Genomic DNA, 23,408 nt, shown 5'->3' with positions numbered 1-23,408 from the left:
CCTCACCCCAGTCTACGTGCCTTACGCGGAGGTGACCTCCGCGGGGGGCTCGCGGCGGCCCTGACCAGGGGTTTAGCCGCTCAGACGGCTCTTGTGGCGGGCCTTCGCCGGACTCCGCCGGACTCCGCCGGACGCGTGGGGCCCGTGAACGCGCCGCCCGTAGGCGCGGGGGTGGGTGTGGGGTGGGGAACGTGCAGGTCAATGGGTGGAGACGACCTTGCCCGCCGCGGGTGGCGGCGGGCAAGGGAGTTGAGGGGAATCTGAGCGTGACCCGCGGCGGAGCTACTTCTCGGCGGGCTTTGCCGCGGGCTTGGCGCCCTGCTTCAGGAAGCCCATGTCCTCGTAGGCCGGGGCCTGGAAGCCGAAGGCGCCCGCGTTCGCGAGGTTCGTGCGGGCCGCGAGGAGCTGGGGCCGCTGATAGAGGGGAATGGAGCCGGCCTCGGCCCAGATGCGGGCGTCGGCCTTCTTCACCAGGGCCCGGCTCTCGTCCTCGTCCAGTTCACCCATCGCCTGGTCGAACAGCTGATCGATGTGATCCGTACCGACCCGCGTGTAGTTCTGCTCGACGTTCAGCGAGCCGTCCGCGGCCGGCACCGGCTTGGCGAAGATCGGACGCGCGTCCGTGGCCGGGAAGGCCGACGCGGGCCAGGAGTAGAGGGCGAGGTCGTACTGGCCGGACGCGATGTGGTCCTTGAAGTAACTGTCGTCGGCGACCTTCGCCGTCTCCGTGCGGACGCCGATCTTCTCCAGCATCCGCGAGATCCGCTCGGCCACCGTCCGCAGGGACTCCGAGCCCTCACCGGAGGGCAGGACGAAGCGGAGCGTGAGGGGCTTGCCGTCCTTGGCCATGGGGCCGCCGGCCGCCGGGTTCCCCGACGCGGGCGCCGCCGTGCCCTTGGGGGCGTACGCGCCGGGCGCGCCGCCCTTCGCCGCCTGCTTGTCCGTGTGCTTCTCGGCGTGCTTCTCGGCCTGCTGCTTCGCGGGCCCGCCGGGGTCCTTCTTCTTCTCCTTGTCCGCCTCGCGGGGAGCCGTGAGGGACGCGGCCTGGCGGGTCAGCGCCGCCCGCTGGTAGGCGGCGGCCGGAGCGGGCGCGAGCACCGAGGTGCCGCTGTCGCCCGGCTTCTGGTCGTCCTCGCCGACGACGTACGTGCCGTCGTCACCCGAGTCCTGTCCCGAACCCGCCGCGGAGTCCCCGTCCGAGTTCTCGTCCGAGTCAGCGTCCGCCTTCGCCTTCTTGGCGTCCGACTCGCTCCCGGCCGTCTTCCCCTTCGGCTCCTTCACCGGGCCGCCCGGCGTCCACCCCGCGTCGGCGAGCAGCGCCCGCGCCTCGGTGGTGTCCTGGTCGCCGAGGGCCCCGCTGTTGTCCGCGTACGCCTGCTGCCCGGCGAGGGCCAGGTGGCTGCCGACCGGCTTCGCGGGCAGGCCGAGCGGCGAGAGGACCGCCTTGGCCAGCTCGTCGCGGTCGAGGGCGCGGGCCACGGCCCGCCGCACCCGGTCGTCGGCGAGCGGGCCCTCGGTGCCGTTGAGGGCGAGCTGCGTGTACGCCGGTTCGAGGGACTTGCGGACGGTGTAGCCCCGCAGGCCCGACTGCTCGGTGGCGTACCTCTTGATCGCCTTGGTGGTCCGCTCGCGGACCTGCTTCTCGCTGTCCGCCGCCTCCTCGTCGGAGCCGTGGGCGAGCGCCCAGGAGCGCAGCGCCTTGGCGGGCGTCAGCTGCGCCTCGGGTCCGTGGCTCAGCGGCCCCTGCGCGCCCTGGTCCCTGGCCGCGTTCGCGATGCGCCGGGCCTCGGGGGCGTCGATCTCGGCCAGGTCGACCTTGCCCTCGGCGAGCGCGGCGGCCCGCTTCTCGCGCGGCACCTCCCGCAGCACCAGCTTGGAGAGCTTCGCGGGCCTGCCCCACCAGCGCGGGTTGCGGACCAGCGTGACCTCGTCCGCCTTGGCGTCGAAGACCTGCACCGCGAACGGGCCGGCGCTCACCTTGAGCTTGCGCCGCGCGCCGTCGTTGAAGGAGTCGGGCGTGCCCATGACCTCCTTCGGGTACAGCGGCGAGAAGAGCGAGCGCCAGTCCGCGTACGGCTTGTCGAAGGTGACGCGCACCTCCAGGTTGTTCGCGCCCCGCTCGATCTTCTCGATGCGGTCGTAGCCCGCGTTGCGCGCCGTCCAGTACGCGCTGTCCTTCCCGGACAGGGCACGCTGCTGCGCCGCGAAGTCGTCCGCGCCGATCTCCCGGCCGTCGCTCCACACCGCCTGCTGGTTGAGCTTGTAGAGCACGACCTGCTTGGGCTCGCTCTCGACGACCTTCGCGGACTCCAGGAAGTCCTTGTTCTGCTGCGCCCTGCCCTGCGCGTCCAGTCGGAACATCGACGGCAGGACGGCTCCCGCGATCCGTGAGGTGCCCGCGTCCGCGTCCGACTGGAAGGAGTTGAGGGTCTCCGGCATCGAGTCGAGGGCCCAGTTCATGGTCCCGCCGTCGGCGACGAGGTCCCGGGCCGCGGGCGCGATGTCCTGGCCCGCGGTCGGGACACCCGCCTCGTCCTGGGAGCTGCAGGCGGAGAGGGTGGGCAGGGCTAGCACGCCCGTGACGAGGAACACGGCAGATCTCAGTCTGGCGCGGTCTGGGGACATGACGGGAACCTCCGGGGCTCGCCCGGCCGCCCGCTACCAGGACCGGGCCGGGTTTGATCACGTTTGGCGGTATATGGAGCTGATCACATCTATCGATCCACTGAAGGGGACGGGAACCGGCGCACGGGGACGACACGGCGTGGGGGCGCCAGATCCCACTCGTGCGGCCCAACCGCGCGTCACCGAGCGTGACCGGGCGGGGCCGCAGGCCCGTACCGGGCCCGCGAGAGGACCAGGAGAGGCCCGGCAGGCATGCGGGAGAGGCCCGGCGGGCGGCCGGGAAAGGCCCGGGAGAGCGGCGAGGGCCCGTTCGGGACGCGGCGGGGGCGGAGGCGCACACCCCCGGCGCGTATCGGCAGCGCGTTTCCGGCCGTACGAGCCGGGAATCCCGGCAGATCCCTTCACAAGCCGGGATGTGACGCGCGACACTCGCAGGCGCATGAACGTTGCCGCCGCACCCCTGAAGTGAGGGCAAGTCATGGCTCTGCAGGATGATCTGACGGCTGTTCAGCGATGCGTCGACGATCTGGTCCGCACCGTCGGCAAGCTGGAGCAGCAGGTAGGCGCGGGCTCCCAGGGTGGCCTTGCCGCGATCGACGTACGCCGCGTCCGCACGGACGCCGACCACCTGCGCGAGAGCGTCGCGCTCCTGCGCGCCGCCGCCACGGATCCCGCGGGAGCTCCGCTGAAGCGGCCCGACCTGGTCACCATCCCCGACACGCCGTACGACAGCTCGCTGTGGACGGACTCGGACGACGAGGGCCTGGGGGCGCGCGACCGGCGTGCCCCCTGAGGCGCCGCCCCCGCACCGGGCACCACCGCTGAACCGGTACCGCCACCGGACCGGTACGCCGCCGGTGCCGTACCGCCGAACTTCCGAGGACCGCCGATCTGAGGACAAAGGAGTGGAGCCTCGTTGGCCACTGGCACGGAACCCCATCTGAAAAGCGGTCAGGATCCGGGCGGCGTACGAGCGGCGACGCGCGCCGCGATCAGCGCTGCCCATCTGCGGACCGACCGCTGGTGGCTCGCGCCCGCCGCGACGGCCGCCGGACTCCTGGCCTTCATCGTCTACTCGACGTGGCGGGCCTTCGCGAACGCCGACTACTACGCGGCGCCCTATGTCTCACCGTTCTACTCGCCGTGCCTCGCCGAGAACTGCGAGCCGATGCGGTCGGGGCCCAACTGGGAGATCTTCGGCAGCTGGTGGGGCCTGTCCCCCGCCCTGCTGATCCTGATCTTCCCGCTCGGCTTCCGCCTGACCTGCTACTACTACCGCAAGGCCTACTACCGCGGCTTCTGGGCCTCGCCGCCGGCCTGCGCGGTGGCCGAGCCGCACAAGAAGTACTCCGGAGAGACCCGCTTCCCGCTGATCCTCCAGAACATCCACCGCTACTTCTTCTACGCGGCGGTTCCGGTGGCGGGCATCCTCACGTACGACACCGTGCTCTCGTTCCGTGACGAGCACTACGAGTGGGGCCACATGGGCCTCGGCACGCTCGTCTTCCTGGTCAACATCGTGCTGATCTGGGCGTACACGCTCTCCTGTCACTCCTGCCGGCACATCGTCGGCGGCAAGCTCAAGCACTTCTCCAAGCATCCCGTGCGCTACCGCATGTGGCAGTGGGTCGGAAAACTGAACGCACGCCACATGCTGCTCGCCTGGGCCTCCTTGGTGAGCGTGGCGCTCGCCGACTTCTACGTGTATCTGGTCGCGTCCGGCGTCTTCGACGATCCGAGGTTGTTCTGATGTCTCAAGTGGAGCGGCAGCAGTGGGATGTTGTCGTGGTGGGAGCCGGAGGAGCGGGCCTGCGGGCCGCGATCGAGGCACGTGAGCAAGGCGCGCGTACGGCCGTGATCTGCAAGTCCCTGTTCGGCAAGGCCCACACGGTGATGGCGGAGGGCGGCATCGCCGCCTCCATGGGCAACGTGAACTCCGGCGACAACTGGCAGGTGCACTTCCGCGACACCCTGCGCGGCGGCAAGTTCCTCAACCAGTGGCGGATGGCCGAGCTGCACGCGCGCGAAGCGCCCGACCGCGTCTGGGAGCTGGAGACCTGGGGCGCCCTGTTCGACCGTACGGCGGACGGGCGGATCTCCCAGCGGAACTTCGGGGGTCACGAGTATCCGCGGCTCGCGCACGTCGGCGACCGGACGGGCCTCGAACTGATCCGCACGCTCCAGCAGAAGATCGTCTCCCTCCAGCAGGAGGACGAACGCGAATTCGGCGACCACGAAGCGCGGTTGAAGGTCTTCCAGGAGTGCACGGTCACGCGGGTCCTCAAGGAGGGCGAGCGCGTCAGCGGCACGTTCTGCTACGACCGCGAGTCGGGCCGCTTCTTCGTCCTCGAGGCGCCCAGCGTGGTGCTCGCGACCGGCGGCATCGGCAAGTCCTTCAAGGTGACGTCGAACTCGTGGGAGTACACGGGCGACGGGCACGCGCTCGCGCTGCTCGCCGGAGCCCCGCTGCTCAACATGGAGTTCGTGCAGTTCCACCCGACGGGCATGGTCTGGCCGCCCTCGGTGAAGGGCATCCTGGTCACCGAGTCGGTGCGCGGCGACGGCGGGGTCCTGCGCAACTCCGAGGGCAAGCGGTTCATGTTCGACTACGTGCCGGACGTCTTCAAGGAGAAGTACGCGCAGTCGGAGGACGAGGGCGACCGCTGGTACGAGGACCCCGACAACAACCGGCGCCCTCCGGAGCTCCTGCCCCGCGACGAGGTGGCGCGCGCCATCAACTCCGAGGTGAAGGCGGGCCGCGGCTCGCCGCACGGCGGGGTCTTCCTCGACGTGTCGACGCGCATGCCCGCCGAGGTCATCCGGCGCCGGCTGCCGTCGATGTACCACCAGTTCAAGGAGCTGGCGGACGTCGACATCACGGCCGAGGCGATGGAGGTCGGACCGACCTGCCACTACGTGATGGGCGGCATCGCGGTCGAGTCTGACACGGCGGCGGCCCGGCGCGTACCGGGCCTCTACGCGGCCGGGGAGGTCGCCGGCGGCATGCACGGCTCCAACCGGCTCGGCGGCAACTCCCTCTCCGACCTGCTCGTCTTCGGCCGCCGCGCGGGACTGCACGCGGCGCAGTACGCGGCCGGGTTCGCCGGGAGCGACGCGCGTCCCCTGGTGGACGAGGTCCAGGTGGACACGGCGGCGGCCGAGGCGCTGCGGCCGTTCAGCGCGGAGGGCCCGGAGACCGGGACCGCGCCGGAGAACCCGTACACCCTGCACCAGGAACTCCAGCAGACGATGAACGACCTGGTCGGGATCATCCGCCGCGAGGCCGAGATGGAACAGGCCCTGGAGAAGCTGGCGGAGCTGCGGGTACGGGCGCGGCGGGCCGGCGTCGAGGGCCACCGCCAGTTCAACCCCGGCTGGCACCTCGCGCTCGACCTGCGCAACATGCTGCTGGTCAGCGAGTGCGTGGCGCGGGCCGCCCTGGAGCGCACGGAGAGCCGGGGCGGGCACACGCGCGAGGACCATCCCGGCATGAACCGCGAGTGGCGCCGCGCGAATCTGCTCTGCCAGCTCACGGACCCCTCCGGCGGTCTGGCGGCGACGGATCCCGTGCGCGGCCAGATCGACCTGGTGCGGGTCACCACCGAGCCCATCCGTCCCGACCTGCTTGCTCTCTTCGAGAAGGAAGAGCTGGTCAAGTACCTGGCCGAAGAGGAGCTTTTCGAGTGAGTACCGCAACGGGCGCTTCAGGACCTTCTGGCCCTTCCGGCCCTTCTGGCACCTCTGGCACCTCTGGCACCTCTGGCACCTCTGGCTCTTCGAACACGTCCTATGACGCGCGGTTCCGGGTCTGGCGCGGGGACGTCGGGGGCGGCGGCCTGGAGGACTTCACGGTCGAGGTCAACGAAGGCGAGGTCGTGCTCGACATCATCCACCGCCTCCAGGCGACCCAGACCCCCGACCTCGCGGTGCGCTGGAACTGCAAGGCGGGCAAGTGCGGTTCGTGCTCGGCGGAGATCAACGGCCGGCCGCGGCTGATGTGCATGACGCGGATGTCGGTGTTCGACCGCGAGGACGTCATCACGGTGACGCCGCTGCGGGCCTTTCCCGTGGTGCGGGACCTGGTGACGGACGTCGGCTTCAACTACACGAAGGCGCGCGAGGTGCCGGCCTTCGTGCCGCCCGCCGACCTCGGTCCCGGCGAGTACCGCATGATGCAGGAGGACGTGGACCGCTCCCAGGAGTTCCGCAAGTGCATCGAGTGCTTCCTGTGCCAGGACACCTGCCACGTGGTGCGCGACCACGAGGAGAACAAGGCGGCGTTCGCCGGGCCGCGCTTCCTCATGCGGGTCGCGGAACTGGACATGCACCCGCTGGACGCGGCGGCGGAGTCCGGCATCGACCGCAAGCAGACGGCCCAGGACGAGCACGGGCTCGGCTACTGCAACATCACGAAGTGCTGTACGGAGGTGTGCCCGGAGGGCATCAAGATCACGGACAACGCGCTGATCCCCCTGAAAGAACGGGCGGTCGACCGGAAGTACGACCCGCTGGTCTGGCTGGGGAACAAGATCCGGCGGCGGGGGGAGTAGCCGCCTGCGGATCCGGATCCGGATCCGGATCCGGGTCCTGAGGCCTGGGGCCTGAGGCCTGAGGCCTGAGGCCTGAGGCCTGAGGTCTGAGGTCCTGGGGGTTATCCCCCAGGGCGAAGACTCGAGATTTCCCCCATGGTCACGGGGGCGGGGCGAGATCAGCATGGAGGCATGAACTCTTCCTCGGACGTGACGTGTTCGGCTGCTCGGTACGCCGTGACCCGCCGCTCGGCGCTCGGCCTCGCGGCGGCGGGCCTCGCGGCGGCCGGCCTGGCGACGACACCGGGCGTATCGGCGCAGGCCCATGCGGGACCGGCGGATCCGGGCCCGGCTGATCCAGGCCCTGCTGATCCAGGCCGCCGGGGCATGGTGGCGAAGCTTCCCGCGCCCACGGGACCGCACCGGATCGGCACGGTGTCGACGCGTCTGGTCGACACCTCCCGGCGCGATCCCTGGGTGAAGTCCGTGCCGTACAGAGAGCTGATGATCAGCGTCTGGTACCCCGCGGCGGGAACGTCCGGCGGCGCGGGCCACCCGCTCGCCGCGTACATGGCGCCGGGCGCGGCGGAGCGCTGGAACGCGACCGCGCCGCACGGCATCCCCGAGGACGCGATCGACTTCGCGGCCCTGCGCACACACGCGCGGGAGGGCGCCCCGGCCGACATGAGCGAGGGCCGGCGTCCGGTCCTGCTGTACGCGTCGGGGGCCAACGATCCCCGTACGTGGGGCACCTCCCTGGTCGAGGAGCTCGCCAGCCGCGGCTACGTGGTGGTGACGATCGACCACACGTATGAGGCGCCGGGGGTGCAGTTCCCCGACGGCTCGGTCAAGGACGACGCCCCGCTCCGCAAGGCCTTCGCGGACGCCCAGCAGAGCGGGACGGTGCCCGCGCTGCTCAAGAAGGTCCTGGACGTCCGGGTGGCCGACTCGAAGTTCGTGACGGACCGCCTCGGTGCGCTGCCGAACGGCCTGTCCGAGGTCGTGGACCGCCGGCGGGTGGGCATGCTCGGCCAGTCGGCGGGCGGCGTCGCGGCCGCCGAGACGATGTACGAGGACCGGCGGGTCAAGGCCGGCCTGAACATGGACGGCACCCTGGAGCACAACCCCGAGCCGAACGGCACGAACCTCACGCCGGTGGCCCGGCACGGCCTGACCGGCCCGTTCCTCCTGATGGGCAGGGAGGGCAGCGACCGGACGACGGAGCCCTCGTGGCGCGCGTTCTGGACCCACAGCACCGGCTGGAAGCGCAACCTCACCCTGCGCGGCTCGATGCACCAGACGTACACCGATCTCTCCGCGCTGCTGCCGCAGGCCGGGGTGGGCCGCGAGGTCGTCGAGGAGCACCTGGGCACGGTCGACCCGGGCCGCGCGATCACGGCGATACGGTCCTACCCGACGTCGTTCTTCGACCGCTGGCTGCGCGGCGATGACGACCACCTGCTGGACGGCCCTTCGGGACGCCACCCGGACGTGGAGTTCGCGGGCTGAGGGTCTTCGCGGGTGCTGCCGCACCGGCGGCCCCCGGTCGCGCGCCCCACAAGACGGTCATACGCTCCCAAATGTGACGCCGCCCTCGCACATAGCCGTGCGGGCCGCAGCGGCAGCCACCGCAGTGCTCACGTGGTGCCTGCTGCTCCTGCCCGCCCCCGCAGCACTCGCCGCCCCGGCCGACGACCCGGTCACGCTCTCCCGTGACGGCCAGATCACCGACAAGGTGGGTGCGCTCGGCGACCGCGAGGACGCCACCGCCCGGGCACTCGACCAGCTCTACGACGATCGCGGACTCCAGCTCTTCGTCGTCTACGTACGCGACTTCTCCGGGCGCGGCGCGCAGGACTGGGCGGACGCCACAGCCCGGCGCAACGGCCTCGGCCTGGACGACCTGCTGCTGGCCGTGGCCACGCACGACCGCCAGTACGCCTACTCCGCGGACGCCGACTCCCGGCTCACCGAGGCCCAGCTCCAGGACGTGGCCACCACCGCGATCAAGCCCGCGCTGCGGCAGAACGACTGGGCCGGGGCGGCCATCGGCGCCGCGAACGGCTACAGCGCGGTCCTCGCGGGCCGGGCCGTCCCCACCCCGGCGATCACCCCGGGGGTGGCCGACCCGGGCGGCGGGGGCGGCGGCAGCGGCGAGGAGGCCGGCGCCGGGGACCTCGTGCTGCCGATCGTGGCGGTCGGCGGCGCCGGGGCCCTCGCGGCGGTCGCGTACAGCCGCCGCAAGAAGCGCACCCGGACCCGTACGACGCCGGGAGGCGGTGGCTGGGGAACGGGGGCGGCGGGCGAGGGGCAGACCCCGCTCCCCGAGCTCGACCAGCGGAGCAAGCAGCTTCTGGTGGAGACCGACGACGCGATCCGCACCAGCGCGGAGGAACTGGGCTTCGCCACCGCCCAGTTCGGCGACGAGGCGGTGCGGCCCTTCACGGAGGCGCTCGCCCACGCGCGCTCCGAGCTGACGAAGGCCTTCAAGCTGCGCCAGCAGCTGGACGACGCCTATCCGGAGGACGACGCGACCCGGCGCACCATGCTGGACGAGATCGTCGCGCGCTGCACCGATGCGGGCCGTCGTCTGGACGCGGAAGCCGCGGGCTTCGACCAGTTGCGCGCCCTCGAACGCGACGTGACGGGCGCCCTGACCCACGCCGAGCAGGTGTTCCGTGAGGTCACGGGCCGCACCACGGCGGCGGACACCACCCTCGGAAAGATCCGCGAGCAGTACGCGGCATCCGCGTCGGCGCCCGTCGTCGGCCACGTGGAGCAGGCCAAGGACCGCCTGGTCTTCGCCACGACGCATCTGAACGAGGCCCGCCAGGCCATCGACGCGGGCGACAACGGCAAGGCGGCCGTGCACCTGCGGGCCGCCGAAGGGGCCGTCGACCAGGCGGGCACCTTCGTGGACGCCGTCGACCGGCTCGCGGACGAGCTCGCGCAGGCAGCGGAGAAGCTGCCCGCCGCGCTCACCGAGACGGAGACCGACCTCGCCGAGGCGCGCGGCCTCCTCGAAGGGACCGCGGCGGGAGCCTCCACGGCCGACCTGCACGGCCGCATCGCCCGTGCGGAGACGGTCGCCGCCGAGGTGCGCGCGAGCATGGCGGCGGGTCCGTACGACCCGATCGACGCCCTGCGCCGGGTCGAGGAGGCCGACACGGTCCTGGACGAGTCCCTCAAGGGTGCCCGCGAGCGCGAGGTCACCGGCAGGCGCGCGGCGGCCCTCCTGGGCCAGGCCCTGCTCACCGCGCGCAGCGCCGTGGGGACGGCCGCGGACTTCGTCGACACCCACCGGGGCGGGGTGGGCAGCGAGGCGAGGACCCGGCTGGCGGAGGCCCAGCGGCACCTCTCGGGCGCGGAGGCCGCCCGGGACAGCGATGCCGCCGCCGCCCTCGCCGAGGCCCAGCAGGCCGACGCCCAGGCCCGCCAGGCCCTTCAGCTCGCCGAGCGGGACGTCCGGGGGTACGGCAATCCCTACGGAGGCGGTGGCGGGCGCGGCGGCGGCATGGGCGGCGCGGTCCTCGGCGGCATCATCCTCGGCGAGCTGTTCGGCGGCATGGGGCGCGGGGCGGGCGGCGGGGGCGGCGGCTTCGGAGGGGGCGGTTTCGGCGGAGGCGGCCCCGGAAGCTTCGGGGGCGGCGGGACGCGGGGGCGGATGGGCGGGGGCGGGAGGTTCTGAGACCGGCGCCCCACACCGCCCTCGCGGCGACCATGCCCTACGTCCCCCATGACCGTTTCGTACGTCCCCCGTAGCCGTCTCCTACGTCCCCATAGCCGGTTCGTACGTCCCCGCAGCCCTTTCGTACGCCCCCGTAGCCCTCGTACTCCTCGACTGCACTCAGACGCCACTCAGACTCCACCCAAGGGAGCCCCCATGACGAAGCAGACGATCCTCGGACGCGTGGCCCAGCTCGCCAAGGCCAACATCAACGCCCTCCTCGACCAGGCCGAGGACCCGCAGAAGATGCTCGACCAGCTGATCCGCGACTACACGAACAACATCCGGGAGGCCGAGGAGGCCGTCGCGACCACGATCGGCAATCTGCGGATGCTGGAGCTCGACCACAAGGAGGACCAGGACGCGGCGGCCGAGTGGGGCACCAAGGCGGTCGCCGCGAGCAAGAAGGCGGACGAACTGCGCTCCGGCGGGAGCGCGGTGGAGGCCGACAAGTTCGACGGGCTCGCCAAGGTCGCCTTGCAGCGCCAGCTCCAGTCCGAGCGGGAGGCCAAGGACGCCGAGCCGACGATCGCCTCGCAGACCGAGGTCGTCGACAAGCTGAAGTCCGGCCTCGACCAGATGCAGGTCAAGCTGACCGAGCTGCGGTCGAAGCGCGACCAGCTGGTCGCCCGCGCCAAGACCGCGCAGGCGCAGAACCAGATGATGGACGCCGCCCAGAGCATCGACGTGCTCGACCCGGCGAGCGGGTTGAGCCGCTTCGAGGACAAGGTGCGCCGCGAGGAGGCCAGGGCCCTGGGGAAGCAGGAGCTCGCCGCGTCCTCCCTCGACGCCCAGTTCGAGCAGCTGGACAGCATGGGCGACGAGGCGGAGATCGCGGCCCGCCTCGCCGCCCTGAAGGCCACGACGTGACGGCGGAGGCAGCCTCCTCGACGACCTCAGGACAGGCCTGGCCCGAAGCCCTCAGAACAGGCTGAGCAGCGCCTCCGCCGCGTCCATCTGCCGCACCCCGCTGTCCGGCAGCGACATCTCGAACCACACCGTCTTGCCGCGCGGCGTCCTGCGCGAACCCCATGCGGCGCTCAGCAGGCCCACCAGTTGCAGTCCGCGGCCGCCCTCGTCGGTGTCGCGCGCCCGGCGGCGGCGCGGCTGGACGAGCCCCGCGTCCCACACCTCGCACACCAGGGTGCGGTCGAGCAGGAGCCGCACCCGGATGTCGCCCTCGCCGTACCGCAGGGCGTTGGTGACGAGCTCGCTGACCAGGAGTTCGGTGGTGTCGCAGAGGGGTTCCAGATCCCAGGAGCGCAGCTGCTCGCAGGCCAGTTCGCGGGCCCGGCCCACGGACTTCGGGTCGCGCTCCAGCGTCCAGTCGCCGACGGCCTCGGCGGGCAGGCCCTGGATGCGCGCCATGAGCAGCGCGATGTCGTCCTCTCCGTGGTGGGTGTCGAGGGTGTTCAGGACGTGGTCGCAGACGTCTTCGAGGGCGGGCGCGGGGTCGTCGAGCGCCCGTACGAAGGCGTTCAGGCCCTCGTCGAGGGGGTGGTCGCGGGATTCGACGAGCCCGTCCGTGTAGAGCGCGAGGAGGCCTCCCTCGGGCAGCTCGACCTCGACCTCCTCGAAGGGCTCACCGCCGACGCCCAGCGGCATGCCGGGCGGCACGTCGAGCATGAGCGGCGACTCCCCCGGCTCGACGAGCACGGGCGGCAGGTGACCGGCGTTGGCGAACGTGCAGCGGCGCGTGACGGCGTCGTAGACCGCGTAGACGCAGGTGGCGAGGTAGACCTCGGAGAGGTCCGTCTCGCTCGCGGACCGCGTCTGGCGGGCCGCTCGGGTGGCCTGCTGGGTGCCCGAGGGGTCACCGAGGCCGCGGGCGATCTCGTCGAGCGCGGAGAGCACCTCGGCGGGCTCCAGGTCCAGGAGCGCCAAGGTGCGCACGGCGGTGCGCAGTTCGCCCATGGCGACGGCGGCCCGCAGGCCGCGCCCCATGACGTCGCCGACGACCAGGGCGGTGCGGTGGCCCGGCAGTTCGATGACGTCGAACCAGTCGCCGCCGACCTCGGTGGCCGCGTTGCCCGGGAGGTAGCGGCAGGCGATGTCCAGGCCGGACGCCTCGGGGTCGTCGGGCGGGAGCAGGGAGCGTTGCAGTATCAGCGCGCGCTCGTGCTCGCGGCGGTAGAGACGGGCGTTGTCGATGCAGACGGCGGCCCGTGCGGCGAGCTCGACGGCGAGGGCGCGGTCACGCTCGCCGAAGGGTTCGCTCCCCTTCGTGCGGGAGAACTGGGCGAGGCCGACGACGGTGTCGTGGGCCACCATCGGCACGGCGAGCGTCGACTGGACGAGCCCGCCGGTGAGCCGGCTCGCGGAGCCCTCGTCGGCCGCGGAGACGAGCCGGGGCCGAGCCGTGCGCAGGGCGTCGGCGCAGGGCGACGTGAAGCCGAACCGGTGCACGGCGCCCACGTCGATGGGGGTGCCGCCGTCCGGGAAGGGGGCGTCGGCGACCGCGCTGGCGTAGGCGACGCGGCGCAGTTCGGCGCTGCCGTCGGCGAGGCCCGGAGGGGTCTCGTCGCCGTCGAGCAGCCCTTGGTAGAGGTCGACGGACGCGAGGTCGCAGAAGCCGGGGACGGTGACGTCGAGCAGTTCGCGCGCGGTGGTCTCCAGGTCGAGGGAGTTGCCGATGCGGGCGCCCGCCTCGTTCAGGAGGGCGAGGTTGCGGCGGGCGTGGGCGGCTTCGCGGGCGGCGGCGTGCCGCTGCGTGACGTCGTTGCCGAGACCGGCGACGCCGATGGGGCGTCCCGAACCGCTGTGCACGCGGTAGAGGTTGATCGACCAGTGGCGGCGGTCCTTGCTGCCGGGGGCGGGGCCGACGATCTGCATGTCCGTGACGGACTCGCCGGTCTCCAGGACGCGCTTGAGCGCGGCGGCCATGCGGTCGGCCTCGTGGCGCGGCAGATAGTCGTGGACGGTGCGGCCGCGGTGGTCGTCGACGCCGCCCCCGAAGACGGCGGCGAAGCGGCGGTTGGCGCGCAGCACCCGTAGATCCGTGCCGAACAGCAGGAAGCCGAAGGGAGATTGGCCGAAAATGGCCTGCGAGGCGGCGAGGTCGGTCTCGATCTGCCGCAGCGCCCGTACGTCGACGACGATGCAGACGGCGGCCCGCTCGCCCTCCTCCGTCTCGGTCGGCATCACATAGATCTCGGCGATCCCCTCGGAGCCCCCGAAGGACGCCGCGTCGGGCCCTTCGGTCTTCGCGGGCGCCCGGAAGGGAACCGATCCGGTCCACTCCCTGCCGTCCAGGATCTCCGCCATCTTGCGGTGCCCGCTGCCGCGCAGCTCGGCGGGGACGAAGGCCTCGATCGGGTCCCTGCCCACGGCGTCCTCCGCGGCCACGCCGAACAGCCGCTCGGCCCGCAGACTCCACTGGTCGATGAGACCGTCGGGGCCGATTGAGAACGAGGCCACCTTGATGTAGTCATAGATCGAACCGGGTGGACTGCTCTGCCACATCACGTCATCCGCAGCTTCGCCCCTAGCGTCACCCGACGGCCCGTCCTGCTCCGTCGCCTTCGCTGGTATCTCGCTCACGCGAACCGTCCCCTCCAGCTCACCACGTCCGGCACCGGTCACCGGATGCGGCTGCCCGCAGTATCCAGCACTACGGAGCCATGCCACACGGCGTTCACGATCACAGCACGGACTCAACTCTTTTTGGCCCGTGACCGTCTTGTGTCCGTCTCACGCTGCCAGTCTTCTAACCCGGCAGCACCAGCTCGAACCACACCGTCTTCCCCGTTTTCCCCGTCCTGCCCTGTCGTGTCCCCCACCGCCGTGACGCGCGGGCCACCAACTGGATACCCCTGCCCCCCTCGTCGTCGGGTGCCGCGTCGCGCTCCTGGGGCGGGTCGGGAAGCGGATCGGAGACTTCTACGAGAAGGGTGCCCGAAGGTCCGGCCGGGCGCACGAGCCTTACCCCGATGGGGCCCGAAGCATGCCGCAGCGAGTTGGTCACCAGTTCGCTCACGAGAAGGACGGTGATGTCACCGAGGGCGGCCAGACCCCAGGCGCCGAGTTGTTTGCGGACGACGGCACGGGCCATGCGGACGGCGCCCGGTTCCGCGGGAAAATCCCACTCGGCGCAGTCGCCTTCGGTGTCGATCACGCCGATCACTTCCAGACCAGCAACAGCGGACCCTTGTCCGGTTTCATGGGGTTAATGGGCACATACCCGATATCCCGGCGGAATTACCGCTTACCTGGGCGCACTGTGGCACGAACGGCGTAGGAGGGGCTCAAGTGAGCGAGTTCTGACCTCGCGCGCTCCCCGGTCAGCGGCTCTCGATCGCGGCCGCCACCGCGGGGACGTCCGCGTCCAGCCACTCCACCGACCAGACCTCGTCCGGCGAGAGCCAGCGCAGCGCGTCGTGGTCTTCCAGGGGCTCGGGGGCTCCGGAGAGGAGCTTCGCCGTCCACACCCACAGGACGTATCCGGGCTTGAGGGGCCACTGCCCCGGCACTCTCGCGACCGGCTCGGCGACGACGCCGAGTTCCTCGCGCAGCTCCCGGACCAGAGCTTCCTCGGGATGTTCGCCCGGCTCGACCTTCCCGCCGGGCAGTTCCCAGCGGCCCGCGAGCTCGGGGGGTGCGCTGCGCCTCGCGGCCAGCAGGCGCCCGTCGTCGTACAGGGCGGCGCCCACCACGATCCGATCCGTCATACGGCGGAGCCTATGCGGTCAGCGCGCGCTGCCGTTCGGGCTCAGCTTCTCCACCCAGTACAGCTGGTGACGGCCGTCGTCGTCGAGGCTGTTCGCGATCCGCTCGGCCTCGGCCTTCGTCGCGTACCTGCCCACCCTGTAGCGGTTGCCGTTGTCGTCCTGCCGGATGACGAACCAGGGCAGTACGGCCGTTCCGTCATTCATCGCGCCCCTCCGCTCGCCGCCCCCGGCGCGCGCCACGCCTCGATCAGTAAGGAAACCGCAATCCGCATATGCCCGAGCCTACGCCCGACCTTTACTCAGCGGATACGGCTTTGCACAAAGAGGTACGCAATCGGCCAACGGACAGGGGGCGCACCTTGGCGGATGCGCCCCCTGGTGTCACCGGTCCGTCCGGTACGAGCCCCCGTCAGTCCGCGCGCACCGTCGGCAGCGGCATGAGCACCGGCTCACTCGGCGGAGACGTACGGCAGACGTCGCCGCACTGCGCGTCCAGCGAGCAGCACAGGGAGCAGATCGGACCCGCCTGGACCGGGCAGTCCGCGATGTCCGGGAGCTCGTACGCCGTCTCGCAGACGGCGCACGCGTGCGTGGCCGTCACGTCGGCGATCTCCACGTGCGGACCGTTCACCGGGTTCGGGCGCGCCAGGTAGTACTTGCCCTTCGTCGCCCAGGCGATCAGCGGGCACAGGACGACGGCGAGGCCGGCCGCGATGAACGTCGAGAAGGCTTCCGCGTACCGCCCGAAGAGGCCGAAGAAGGCCAGGATCGAGACGACCGAGGCGATCACCATCGAACCGAAGCCCGCCGGGTTCACCGCGTACAGATAGGCCCTCTTGAACTCGATGTACGGCGGGCTCCAGCCCATCCGCTTGTTGATGACGAGGTCGGCGGCGACGGCCACGATCCAGGCGATGCCCACGTTCGAGTAGAAGCCCAGCAGCTTGTTGAGGGCCGCGAACATGTTCATCTCCATCAGCGTCAGCGCGATGGCGAGGTTGAGGAAGATGTACCAGACCCGGCCCGGGTGCCGGTGCGTGATGCGGGAGAAGAAGTTCGACCAGGACAGCGAACCGCTGTAGGCGTTGGTCACGTTGATCTTGATCTGCGAGACGATCACGAAGAGGGCGGCGGCGGGCAGCGCGAAGGAGCCGAGCCAGGGCTTGAGGGCCTCGATCTGCGGGGCGATCGGCTCCAGGGCGTGCGTCTTGCCGACCGCTTCGAGGGCCGCGAACGCCAGGAGTGCGCCGCCGAGCTGCTTGGCCGCGCCGATGATGACCCAGCCGGGGCCCGCCGCGAGAACGGCGAGATTCCAGCGCTTCCTGTTCTGCTCGGTCTTGGCCGGCATGAAGCGCAGGTAGTCCGCCTGCTCGCCGATCTGGGCGATGAGCGAGAGCGCGACGCCCGTGCCGAGCCCGAAGGCCACCCAGGAGAAGCCGCTGCCCGCGCCCTCCGTGCCCCCGAAGGAGCTGAAGGCGCCCCAGGCGTCCGGCGCCTCGAAGGCCAGCACCACGAAGGGCAGCACCATGCCCACCAGCCAGATCGGCTGCGTCCAGGCCTGCACCTTGGCCAGGGCTCCCATGCCGCGGAAGACGATCGGGATCACGATGAGCGTCGTGACCAAGTAGCCGATCTCCACCGGGAGTCCGACGGCCTGGTGCATGGCCTGGGCCATGATCGAGCCTTCGAGCGCGAAGAAGATGAAGGTGAACGAGGCGTAGATCAGCGACGTCAGCGTGGAGCCGAAATAGCCGAAGCCCGCGCCCCGGGTCACCAGGTCCATGTCCAGGCCGTACTTGGCGCAGGCCCGCGCGATCGGGATGCCGGTGACGAAGATGATCGTCGCGGCGCACAGGATCGAGGCGAGTCCGCTGGTGAAGCCGTACGTGAAGACGATGGACGCGCCGATGGCGAAGTCCGCGAGGTAGGCGATGCCGCCGAGCGCGGTCGACGCCACCATCGTCGGCGACCAGCGCCGGAAGGAGTGCGGCGCGTACCGCAGGGAGTAGTCCTCGCGGCTCTCGTCGGCCGCCATTTTCGCGTAGCTGCGCCGGGGCGGTGGGCCGGCGGCGGCGCTGGTGTCGCGGGTGGCCGTATCCGTCATGAGGGTTCCTGTCGTCCGACCGGGTTGCGGGTACGGGCGATGAAGTTAGGAGCCGTACATGACAAGTCCGCACAGGACCTGATTGCTCCGGCGTTACGGAAGCCGGGGGCGCGTTAACTCGGGATCACGCAGGGCGGACGGGCCCCACCGGATTCCGGGCGTACGCCGGAGCGTTCGGTCATTTCACCGGCAGGTGGTATGCGACTCGGTACCGGTCGGCGGGGACCACCACGTCCGCCGTCTCGACCGGTTTGCCCGACGCGAAGTACGTCCGGTGCACGACGATCACCACATGGCCGGGGACCCCGCCGAGCGCCATGAGCTCCTCCGCGAGCCCCGGGCGCGCGCCGACCTCCTCCGCGACGTTGTCCACGATCACGTCGATGGCCGCCATGCGTTCGACCACTCCGCAGCCGCCGAGCGGCCCCTCCTCGGGGAGCATCACCGGGGTGCGCCCGGTGACGGCGAGGGGCTCCCAGGAGGTGGAGAGCATCATCACCTCGCCCGCGTCGCGGTACACGTACTTCGTGCACATCACGCGGTCACCCGCGCGGATGCCGAGGCGCTCGGCGATCCCGCTGCCCGCCTCCACCTGCTCGCTGCGCGACTCCCAGGTGCCGCGCGCGCCGTCCTCCGCCTGCTCCTGGCGGAACGGCGTCGAGCCGCCGGAGGCGCGGTAACCGGTCCGTGCCACGCGGCGGGGCACGGGTCGCTCGCGCACGTACGTCCCCGATCCGGAACGTCCTTCGACCAGGCCTTCGGCCATCAGGACCTTGCGGGCCTCCAGGGCGACCGTGTCCGACACGCCGTACTCCTCGCGGATCCTGGCCTGCGAGGGGAGCCGGGTGTGCGGCGGCAGCGAACCGTCGACGATCTTTTTGCGGAGATCACCCGCGACACGCAGATACGCCGGCTGTTCACCGAAAGTCACTGGCCACTCCCATCAGGTTGACAGACAGCAACAGCCTGGCAACCGTGGGTTGTTGGCCGCAACCCAAGGCCAAGGAATCACCCGAAGTGATGATTTTGGGGTGCTCAGGTCTTTACGCAGGGGCTTTCCGCAGCTATGGCGATCACTTTCCCGCGACGCCCCCGGGGGCGCAACGATCAGGCGCTCGCACCCCGGATGTCGAGGAAGCGCGAGATCGCCGACCGCGCGATCTGACTCCCCCAGCCGCCCCAGTTCACGTCGAAGCAGTGGTCGGCCCAGGGGAGTTCGACGTACGTCGCCGGAGCGCCGGCCGCGTCGAGGCGCCGCGCCAGCTCCCGCGCCTGCGCCACCGGCACCGCCCGGTCCGCGCTGCCGTGCAGCAGGAGCGTGGGCGGCACGTCGTTCCGTACGAGCTTCGCGGGGGAACCCAGCAGGTAGCGGGCGGGCACGGCCTTCGCCGAACCGCCCATCAGACGCGGGATCATGGGGTCCCCGCGCAGCGCGGTGCCCGCGATGAGGCGCCCCATGTCGGTCGGCCCGTAGAGGGAGATCACCCCGGCCACCGAGCTGTCACGCACCGCACAGGACGCCGGGACGCGGTCATCACCCTCCGTGTAGGCCGCCGCGAGGGCGAGGTTCCCGCCGGCCGAACTCCCCGCGAGGACGAGGCGTTCGGGATCGACGCCGAACACGCGCGCGTGCCGCCGCACCCAGCCCACGGCACACTTCACGTCGCCGATCTGGTCGAGCTGGGTCACCCGGGGCGCGAGCCGGTAGTCGATGTCGAAGACCGACCAGCCCCGCGCGTTGAACCAGCGGTTCCATGCGGGGCTCTGCCCCCGGTGCCCCTTGTTCCAGCCCCCGCCGTGCACCCACACCACGGCCGGGTGCCGCACCCCGGGGCGCTTCGGCAGGGTCCAGAGGTCCAGCTTCCCGCGCTGCTCGCCGGTGCGCGCGTACCGGCGGGTGCGGTCGCCGTCGGGCGCCTTGGCGTAGTTGACGCCCTGGAAGTAGGCGGCGGGAGCCAGGGGTTGCCCCTGCTCCCGGGCGGTGCGGTAGCCGGCGGCGTACGGCATGACTCCGTACACGAGGGCCACGAACGCGGTCAGGACGGCCAGACCGCCGCACCAGGGGTGGCGCCGCCCCGCGGCCGCTCCGGCCACCAGGCCGACGACCGCGGGCGGCACGAGCACCAGCCCCCAGGAGGTGACCGCCCCCGCGACGAGCACCAGGAGGGAGATGCGGGGCAGCGGGGCGGCGACGAGCACGGCCAGGGCGGCGTTCAGGAGGGCGACGAGGAGAAGGAGCCCGCGGGAGAGGTGCGCGACACGCGAAACCCCGGGCCCGTGCCTGCCGTTGCGGCTGCCCCTTCGGGGAGAGGCCGAGACCGCGGGCCCCGGAGCGCGCGGGCCCGCGACGGTCGGCGTCACGACGGTCGTCACGCCGAAGAACTATCACAGAAGCGGACAAAAGGTCCTTAAGGTGAGCGACTTCGCGGCACCCGCACCCGGTCGCCGCGCCCCGGTTCCGCCACCTCGCCGCAGCACCTCACCGCCCCCCGGGTCACACCGGCCCCCGGATCACACGGCCGCGCCCGCCCCGCCTGCGTCGCCGTCACCGTCGTGGCTCTCGCCGTCTCCGCCGTCCCCGGGGGTCGCGTCACGCGGTGAAGTGGTCGCCAGGCCCAGGGTCTTGCGGACCGCGGCCTCGGGAGGCCCGCTGATGTGCCGCTGCGCGGGCACGTAGTGCTCGGAGAAGGCGTCGGCGTCCGTGGCCGTGGACGCCTTCCGCCAGTGCCTCCGGTCGCGCTCGATCGCCTCGACGAGGGCGGTGACGCGGGCGTCCGCCTTCGCGGGCCAGTCGTGCGCGCGCAGCAGCCGCGCCTGCTCGGCCAGACCCTTGTCGACGCGGCCCGCCCACTCCTTGTGGCCCGGCAGGTCGTCCTCGAACCTCTCCGTCTCGGGCGCGGTCCCGTAGGCGTCGTAAAGGGCCTCGTCCGCCTTCAGATAGGCGAGCTGATCGGCGTCGAGGTTCGTGCGGTCGCGGCGCAGCGAGCCCTTCAGGGTGCGCTTCTCCTCCGCGTCGCCGAAGAGGCAGGTGACGTGGCGGGCTCCCTCGCGCCAGGTGTCCCGGTCGGGCGCGAAGTAGTTGATCTGGGCGTCACCCCAGTCGGTCCAGCCGTCGAGGACATACCCGGCCTGGAGGTCGACGCACTTCCTCTCGGCGAGGGACGCGAGCGCGGAGTCGCCCGGGAAACGGGTGTGGTTCACCCGGAACGAGGCGAAGACCTCCCCGTCGTGGCGTGAGGCGCAGGGCACTTGGTCGACCTCGAAGGCGTACCGCGCCCCTTCGAGCTTGCCGCCGGGGACGTTGAAGCACTCCCCCTTGTCGACGGGGAACCCGGAGCCGTTCCTGGCGTCACGCGCGGCGTCCCTGAAGCCGTCCACAAAGTCACGCGCGCCTCCGGTGACGACGGCGAGCACCAGCAGCACGACGCCGACGGCGGAGAGGATGCTGCCCGCGATCGCCAGGCCCTTGCCGCGCTCCCCCTTCTTCGCGATCTGCGCGAGCGCCACGAGCCCGAGGACCAGACCGACCGCCGGCAGGAAGCACAGGATGCCGAGGACGAGCGAGGCGATCGCGAACCCGTTGACGGGGGGACGCGAGTACGGCGTGTACCCGCCGGGCCACCGCTGGTAGGGCACCTGGGGCTGCCCGCCCGGGTCCGGGGCCTGCGCGGGCGGTCCGTACGGGCTCTGTCCGTACGGGGCCTGTCCGTACGGGGCCTGTCCGTACGGGGCCTGTCCGTACGGCTGCTGGGGACGGCCTCCGAAGTCGGGGGGCGGGGGTATGGCCACGGGTTCCGTGCTCCTGTTTCGGGCGGGTCGGTGGATGCGCGCGGCCTCGCATCGTATGCGGCCTGCGGCCCGGCACCCTAAATGGGGAGATCTGCCCTCATAGCGCCACCCCTCTCACCGCGCCCGCCCCCTCGCACCTCATGCCTCGTCCCCGCGGCGGCCCGGGGCGGTGACCCGGGGCCGGACCGCGAGGACGAGGCTCCAGAAGGAATCAGCCCCGCGAGGGACCTACCGAGGGCTCAGAACTGAAGCCCCCATGAGTCGATCTTCCCGACGTCCTGTGCCGCGTTGTCGCTCACCCGCAGCTTCCACGTCCCGTTGGCCGTCTCGGACGAGGCGTTGACCGAGTACGTGGTGTTGATGTCGTCCGAACTGCCGCCGGTCCCATAGCCCTTCAGCGTGTACGCGCTGCCGTCCGGCGCGATCAGCTGCACCTGGAGGTCACCCACGTAGGTGTGCTTGATGGCGACCGGCACGCTCAGGGCGGCGGGCGCGGACCCGGGGACACCGCTGACGGTGACCGGCGATTCGACCGTGGCGTTGTCGTTGATCGCGTAGTCGGTGGTGTTCTCGAACTTGGGGCCCGGCGGGTTCGTCGACCCGGTGCCCACGTTCAGGAGGCGGTTGGGCGAGCCCGTTCCGGGGCTGGTGACGACGCCCGTGGAGGCCGCGGCCACCAGCGCCGCGGACACCTGCGCCGGGGTCGCCGTACGGTTGTCCGCGAGGTAGAGCGCCGCGGCGCCCGCGGTGTGCGGGGACGCCATCGACGTGCCGGAGATGGTGTTCGTGGCGCTGTCGCCGGTGTTCCAGGTCGAGGTGATGGACGAGCCCGGCGCGAACAGGTCGAGGACGCTGCCGAAGTTGGAGTAGCTTGCCTTGGCGTCGGTGTTGGTGGTGGCGCCGACCGTGATGGCCTCGGTCACGCGCGCGGGAGAGCGGGTCGAGGCGTTGACGGACTCGTTGCCCGCCGCGACCGCGAAGGTGATGCCGGACGCGACGGCGTTGCGTACGGCCGTGTCCAGGGCGCTGTCGGCGCCGCCGCCGAGGGACATGTTCGCGACGGCGGGCTTGACCGCGTTCCGGGCGACCCAGTCGATGCCGGCGACGACCTGCGCGGTGGTGCCGGAGCCCTGGTTGTTCAGGACGCGCACGCCGACGATCTTGGCCTTCTTGGCGACGCCGTGCAGGGTTCCGCCGACGGTGCCCGCGACGTGCGTGCCGTGGCCGTGGCCGTCCTGCGCGGTGTTGTCGTTGTCGATGGCGTCGTAGCCGTAGGAGGCACGGCCGCCGAAGTCGCTGTGGCTGATGCGCACCCCGGTGTCGATGACGTACGCCGTGACGCCCTCACCCGCGGAGTCCGGGTAGGTGTAGGAGTTGTTCAGCGGGAGCGTCTTCTGGTCGATGCGGTCCAGGCCCCAGGACGGCGGATTGGGCTGGGTGGCGTCGACCGTGAACGTCCGGTTCTGCACGACGGAGTCGACCGCCGGGTCGGCCGCGAACTTTCTCGCCTCGGCCGCGGTGAGCTCGACCGCGTAACCGTTGAGGGCCTTCTTGTACGTGCGCTTGATCTCGGCGCCGTACTCGGCGGCCAGTGCCTTGCCCGCCCGGGAGTCGGCCTTCGCGGCGTCCTCGTCGAGGCTGACGATGTAGCTGCCGGGTATCGCGCCGGGGGCTCCGGCGTTCTCGACGGTGCCTTCGGCCCGGGTCGGCTGAGCGGTCGCGGGGAGGGCGGAGACGACGCCGAGGGCGAGGGCCGCGACCGCTGTCGCGCTGATCCCGGCCAGTCTTCGGCGGGTGTGACGCATCACTGCCATCTGAGGGGTCCTCCTCAATAGGTGGTGCGCTGGTGGGGGGTGGTGCTGATCGCGCCGAGGCGGTGCCGGGGTGCGGGAGCGGTGCCCTGCGCGCACGACGACAAAAGACAGGTGCATGTCAAGAAGCCTTACCTGCTCTTGCCTCCTTCGGGA

At 71.5% G+C, this 23,408-nt stretch carries 17 protein-coding genes; 7 read left to right on the top strand and 10 right to left on the bottom strand.

The window, feature by feature from the left end:
* Nucleotides 1-282 precede the first annotated feature (282 nt).
* Nucleotides 283-2,625, bottom strand: coding sequence for an ABC transporter family substrate-binding protein (locus QBL25_RS26580; protein ID WP_409059487.1), 2,343 nt, complete (start codon nt 2,623-2,625; stop codon nt 283-285).
* 478 nt (nt 2,626-3,103) lie between these two features.
* Between QBL25_RS26580 and QBL25_RS26575 the strand changes: the two genes are divergently transcribed.
* From QBL25_RS26575 to QBL25_RS26545, 7 genes are all read left to right on the top strand, one after another.
* Nucleotides 3,104-3,418 carry a hypothetical protein gene (locus tag QBL25_RS26575; protein ID WP_409059486.1) on the top strand — a complete coding sequence of 105 codons (315 nt, stop codon included), beginning with the start codon at nt 3,104-3,106 and terminating at the stop codon, nt 3,416-3,418.
* Between the two features lie 123 nt (nt 3,419-3,541).
* Complete coding sequence (locus tag QBL25_RS26570) at nt 3,542-4,375, top strand: hypothetical protein (RefSeq protein ID WP_409059485.1); 834 nt, start codon at nt 3,542-3,544, stop codon at nt 4,373-4,375.
* A complete protein-coding gene (locus QBL25_RS26565) occupies nt 4,375-6,312 on the top strand; it encodes a fumarate reductase/succinate dehydrogenase flavoprotein subunit (protein ID WP_409059484.1) in 1,938 nt (645 codons plus the stop codon). The genes QBL25_RS26570 and QBL25_RS26565 overlap by 1 nt, the downstream gene beginning before the upstream one ends.
* Entirely contained in the window at nt 6,309-7,175 is an 867-nt protein-coding gene (locus QBL25_RS26560; protein WP_409059483.1) for a succinate dehydrogenase/fumarate reductase iron-sulfur subunit, read from the top strand. Before QBL25_RS26565 ends, QBL25_RS26560 begins: the two co-directional genes overlap by 4 nt.
* 171 nt (nt 7,176-7,346) lie before the next feature.
* Nucleotides 7,347-8,663 carry an alpha/beta hydrolase family protein gene (locus QBL25_RS26555; protein WP_409059482.1) on the top strand — a complete coding sequence of 439 codons (1,317 nt, stop codon included), beginning with the start codon at nt 7,347-7,349 and terminating at the stop codon, nt 8,661-8,663.
* A gap of 73 nt (nt 8,664-8,736) precedes the next feature.
* A complete protein-coding gene (locus tag QBL25_RS26550) occupies nt 8,737-10,842 on the top strand; it encodes a TPM domain-containing protein (protein ID WP_409059481.1) in 2,106 nt (701 codons plus the stop codon).
* Nucleotides 10,843-11,037: 195 nt separating this feature from the next.
* Nucleotides 11,038-11,751: a PspA/IM30 family protein gene (locus QBL25_RS26545; RefSeq protein WP_409059480.1), complete on the top strand. Its 714-nt coding sequence runs from the start codon at nt 11,038-11,040 to the stop codon at nt 11,749-11,751.
* A 51-nt stretch (nt 11,752-11,802) separates the two neighbouring features.
* Here QBL25_RS26545 and QBL25_RS26540 read toward each other — a convergent pair whose 3' ends face one another.
* From QBL25_RS26540 to QBL25_RS26500, 9 genes are all read right to left on the bottom strand, one after another.
* The gene (locus QBL25_RS26540) at nt 11,803-14,421 is read right to left on the bottom strand and encodes a SpoIIE family protein phosphatase (protein ID WP_409059479.1); all 2,619 of its coding nucleotides are present in this window, start codon (nt 14,419-14,421) and stop codon (nt 11,803-11,805) included.
* Nucleotides 14,422-14,587: 166 nt separating this feature from the next.
* Entirely contained in the window at nt 14,588-15,004 is a 417-nt protein-coding gene (locus QBL25_RS26535) for an ATP-binding protein (protein WP_409059478.1), read from the bottom strand.
* Nucleotides 15,005-15,161: 157 nt separating this feature from the next.
* On the bottom strand, nt 15,162-15,548 hold the full coding sequence (locus tag QBL25_RS26530) for a (deoxy)nucleoside triphosphate pyrophosphohydrolase (protein ID WP_409059477.1): 387 nt from the start codon (nt 15,546-15,548) through the stop codon (nt 15,162-15,164).
* Between the two features lie 18 nt (nt 15,549-15,566).
* Nucleotides 15,567-15,752, bottom strand: a complete 186-nt coding sequence (locus QBL25_RS26525) for an SPOR domain-containing protein (protein WP_409059476.1) — start codon at nt 15,750-15,752, stop codon at nt 15,567-15,569.
* Between the two features lie 205 nt (nt 15,753-15,957).
* On the bottom strand, nt 15,958-17,652 hold the full coding sequence (locus QBL25_RS26520; RefSeq protein WP_409059475.1) for a purine-cytosine permease family protein: 1,695 nt from the start codon (nt 17,650-17,652) through the stop codon (nt 15,958-15,960).
* 178 nt (nt 17,653-17,830) lie between these two features.
* Entirely contained in the window at nt 17,831-18,583 is a 753-nt protein-coding gene (locus QBL25_RS26515; RefSeq protein ID WP_409059474.1) for a GntR family transcriptional regulator, read from the bottom strand.
* 176 nt (nt 18,584-18,759) lie between these two features.
* The gene (locus QBL25_RS26510) at nt 18,760-20,025 is read right to left on the bottom strand and encodes an alpha/beta hydrolase fold domain-containing protein (RefSeq protein WP_409059473.1); all 1,266 of its coding nucleotides are present in this window, start codon (nt 20,023-20,025) and stop codon (nt 18,760-18,762) included.
* A 138-nt stretch (nt 20,026-20,163) separates the two neighbouring features.
* Nucleotides 20,164-21,441, bottom strand: a complete 1,278-nt coding sequence (locus tag QBL25_RS26505; protein WP_409059472.1) for a DUF4190 domain-containing protein — start codon at nt 21,439-21,441, stop codon at nt 20,164-20,166.
* A 239-nt stretch (nt 21,442-21,680) separates the two neighbouring features.
* Nucleotides 21,681-23,255 (bottom strand): S8 family peptidase, encoded by a 1,575-nt coding sequence (locus QBL25_RS26500; RefSeq protein ID WP_409059471.1) that lies wholly within the window; start codon nt 23,253-23,255, stop codon nt 21,681-21,683.
* Nucleotides 23,256-23,408: the final 153 nt, after the last annotated feature.

The sequence above is a fragment of the Streptomyces sp. SYP-A7185 genome (assembly GCF_046103685.1).
Taxonomy (GTDB): Bacteria; Actinomycetota; Actinomycetes; order Streptomycetales; family Streptomycetaceae; genus Streptomyces.
The sequence above is the reverse complement of the archived record's forward strand: the minus strand, read 5'-3'. Positions and strand labels throughout refer to the sequence as shown.

Coding starts and splice junctions, on each gene's coding strand:
- QBL25_RS26580 (WP_409059487.1), bottom strand. CDS start 2,625: ATGTCCCCAGACCGCGCCAGACTGAGATCTGCCGTGTTCCTCGTCACG.
- QBL25_RS26575 (WP_409059486.1), top strand. CDS start 3,104: ATGGCTCTGCAGGATGATCTGACGGCTGTTCAGCGATGCGTCGACGAT.
- QBL25_RS26565 (WP_409059484.1), top strand. CDS start 4,375: ATGTCTCAAGTGGAGCGGCAGCAGTGGGATGTTGTCGTGGTGGGAGCC.
- QBL25_RS26555 (WP_409059482.1), top strand. CDS start 7,347: ATGAACTCTTCCTCGGACGTGACGTGTTCGGCTGCTCGGTACGCCGTG.
- QBL25_RS26545 (WP_409059480.1), top strand. CDS start 11,038: ATGACGAAGCAGACGATCCTCGGACGCGTGGCCCAGCTCGCCAAGGCC.
- QBL25_RS26530 (WP_409059477.1), bottom strand. CDS start 15,548: ATGACGGATCGGATCGTGGTGGGCGCCGCCCTGTACGACGACGGGCGC.
- QBL25_RS26525 (WP_409059476.1), bottom strand. CDS start 15,752: ATGAATGACGGAACGGCCGTACTGCCCTGGTTCGTCATCCGGCAGGAC.
- QBL25_RS26520 (WP_409059475.1), bottom strand. CDS start 17,652: ATGACGGATACGGCCACCCGCGACACCAGCGCCGCCGCCGGCCCACCG.
- QBL25_RS26500 (WP_409059471.1), bottom strand. CDS start 23,255: ATGGCAGTGATGCGTCACACCCGCCGAAGACTGGCCGGGATCAGCGCG.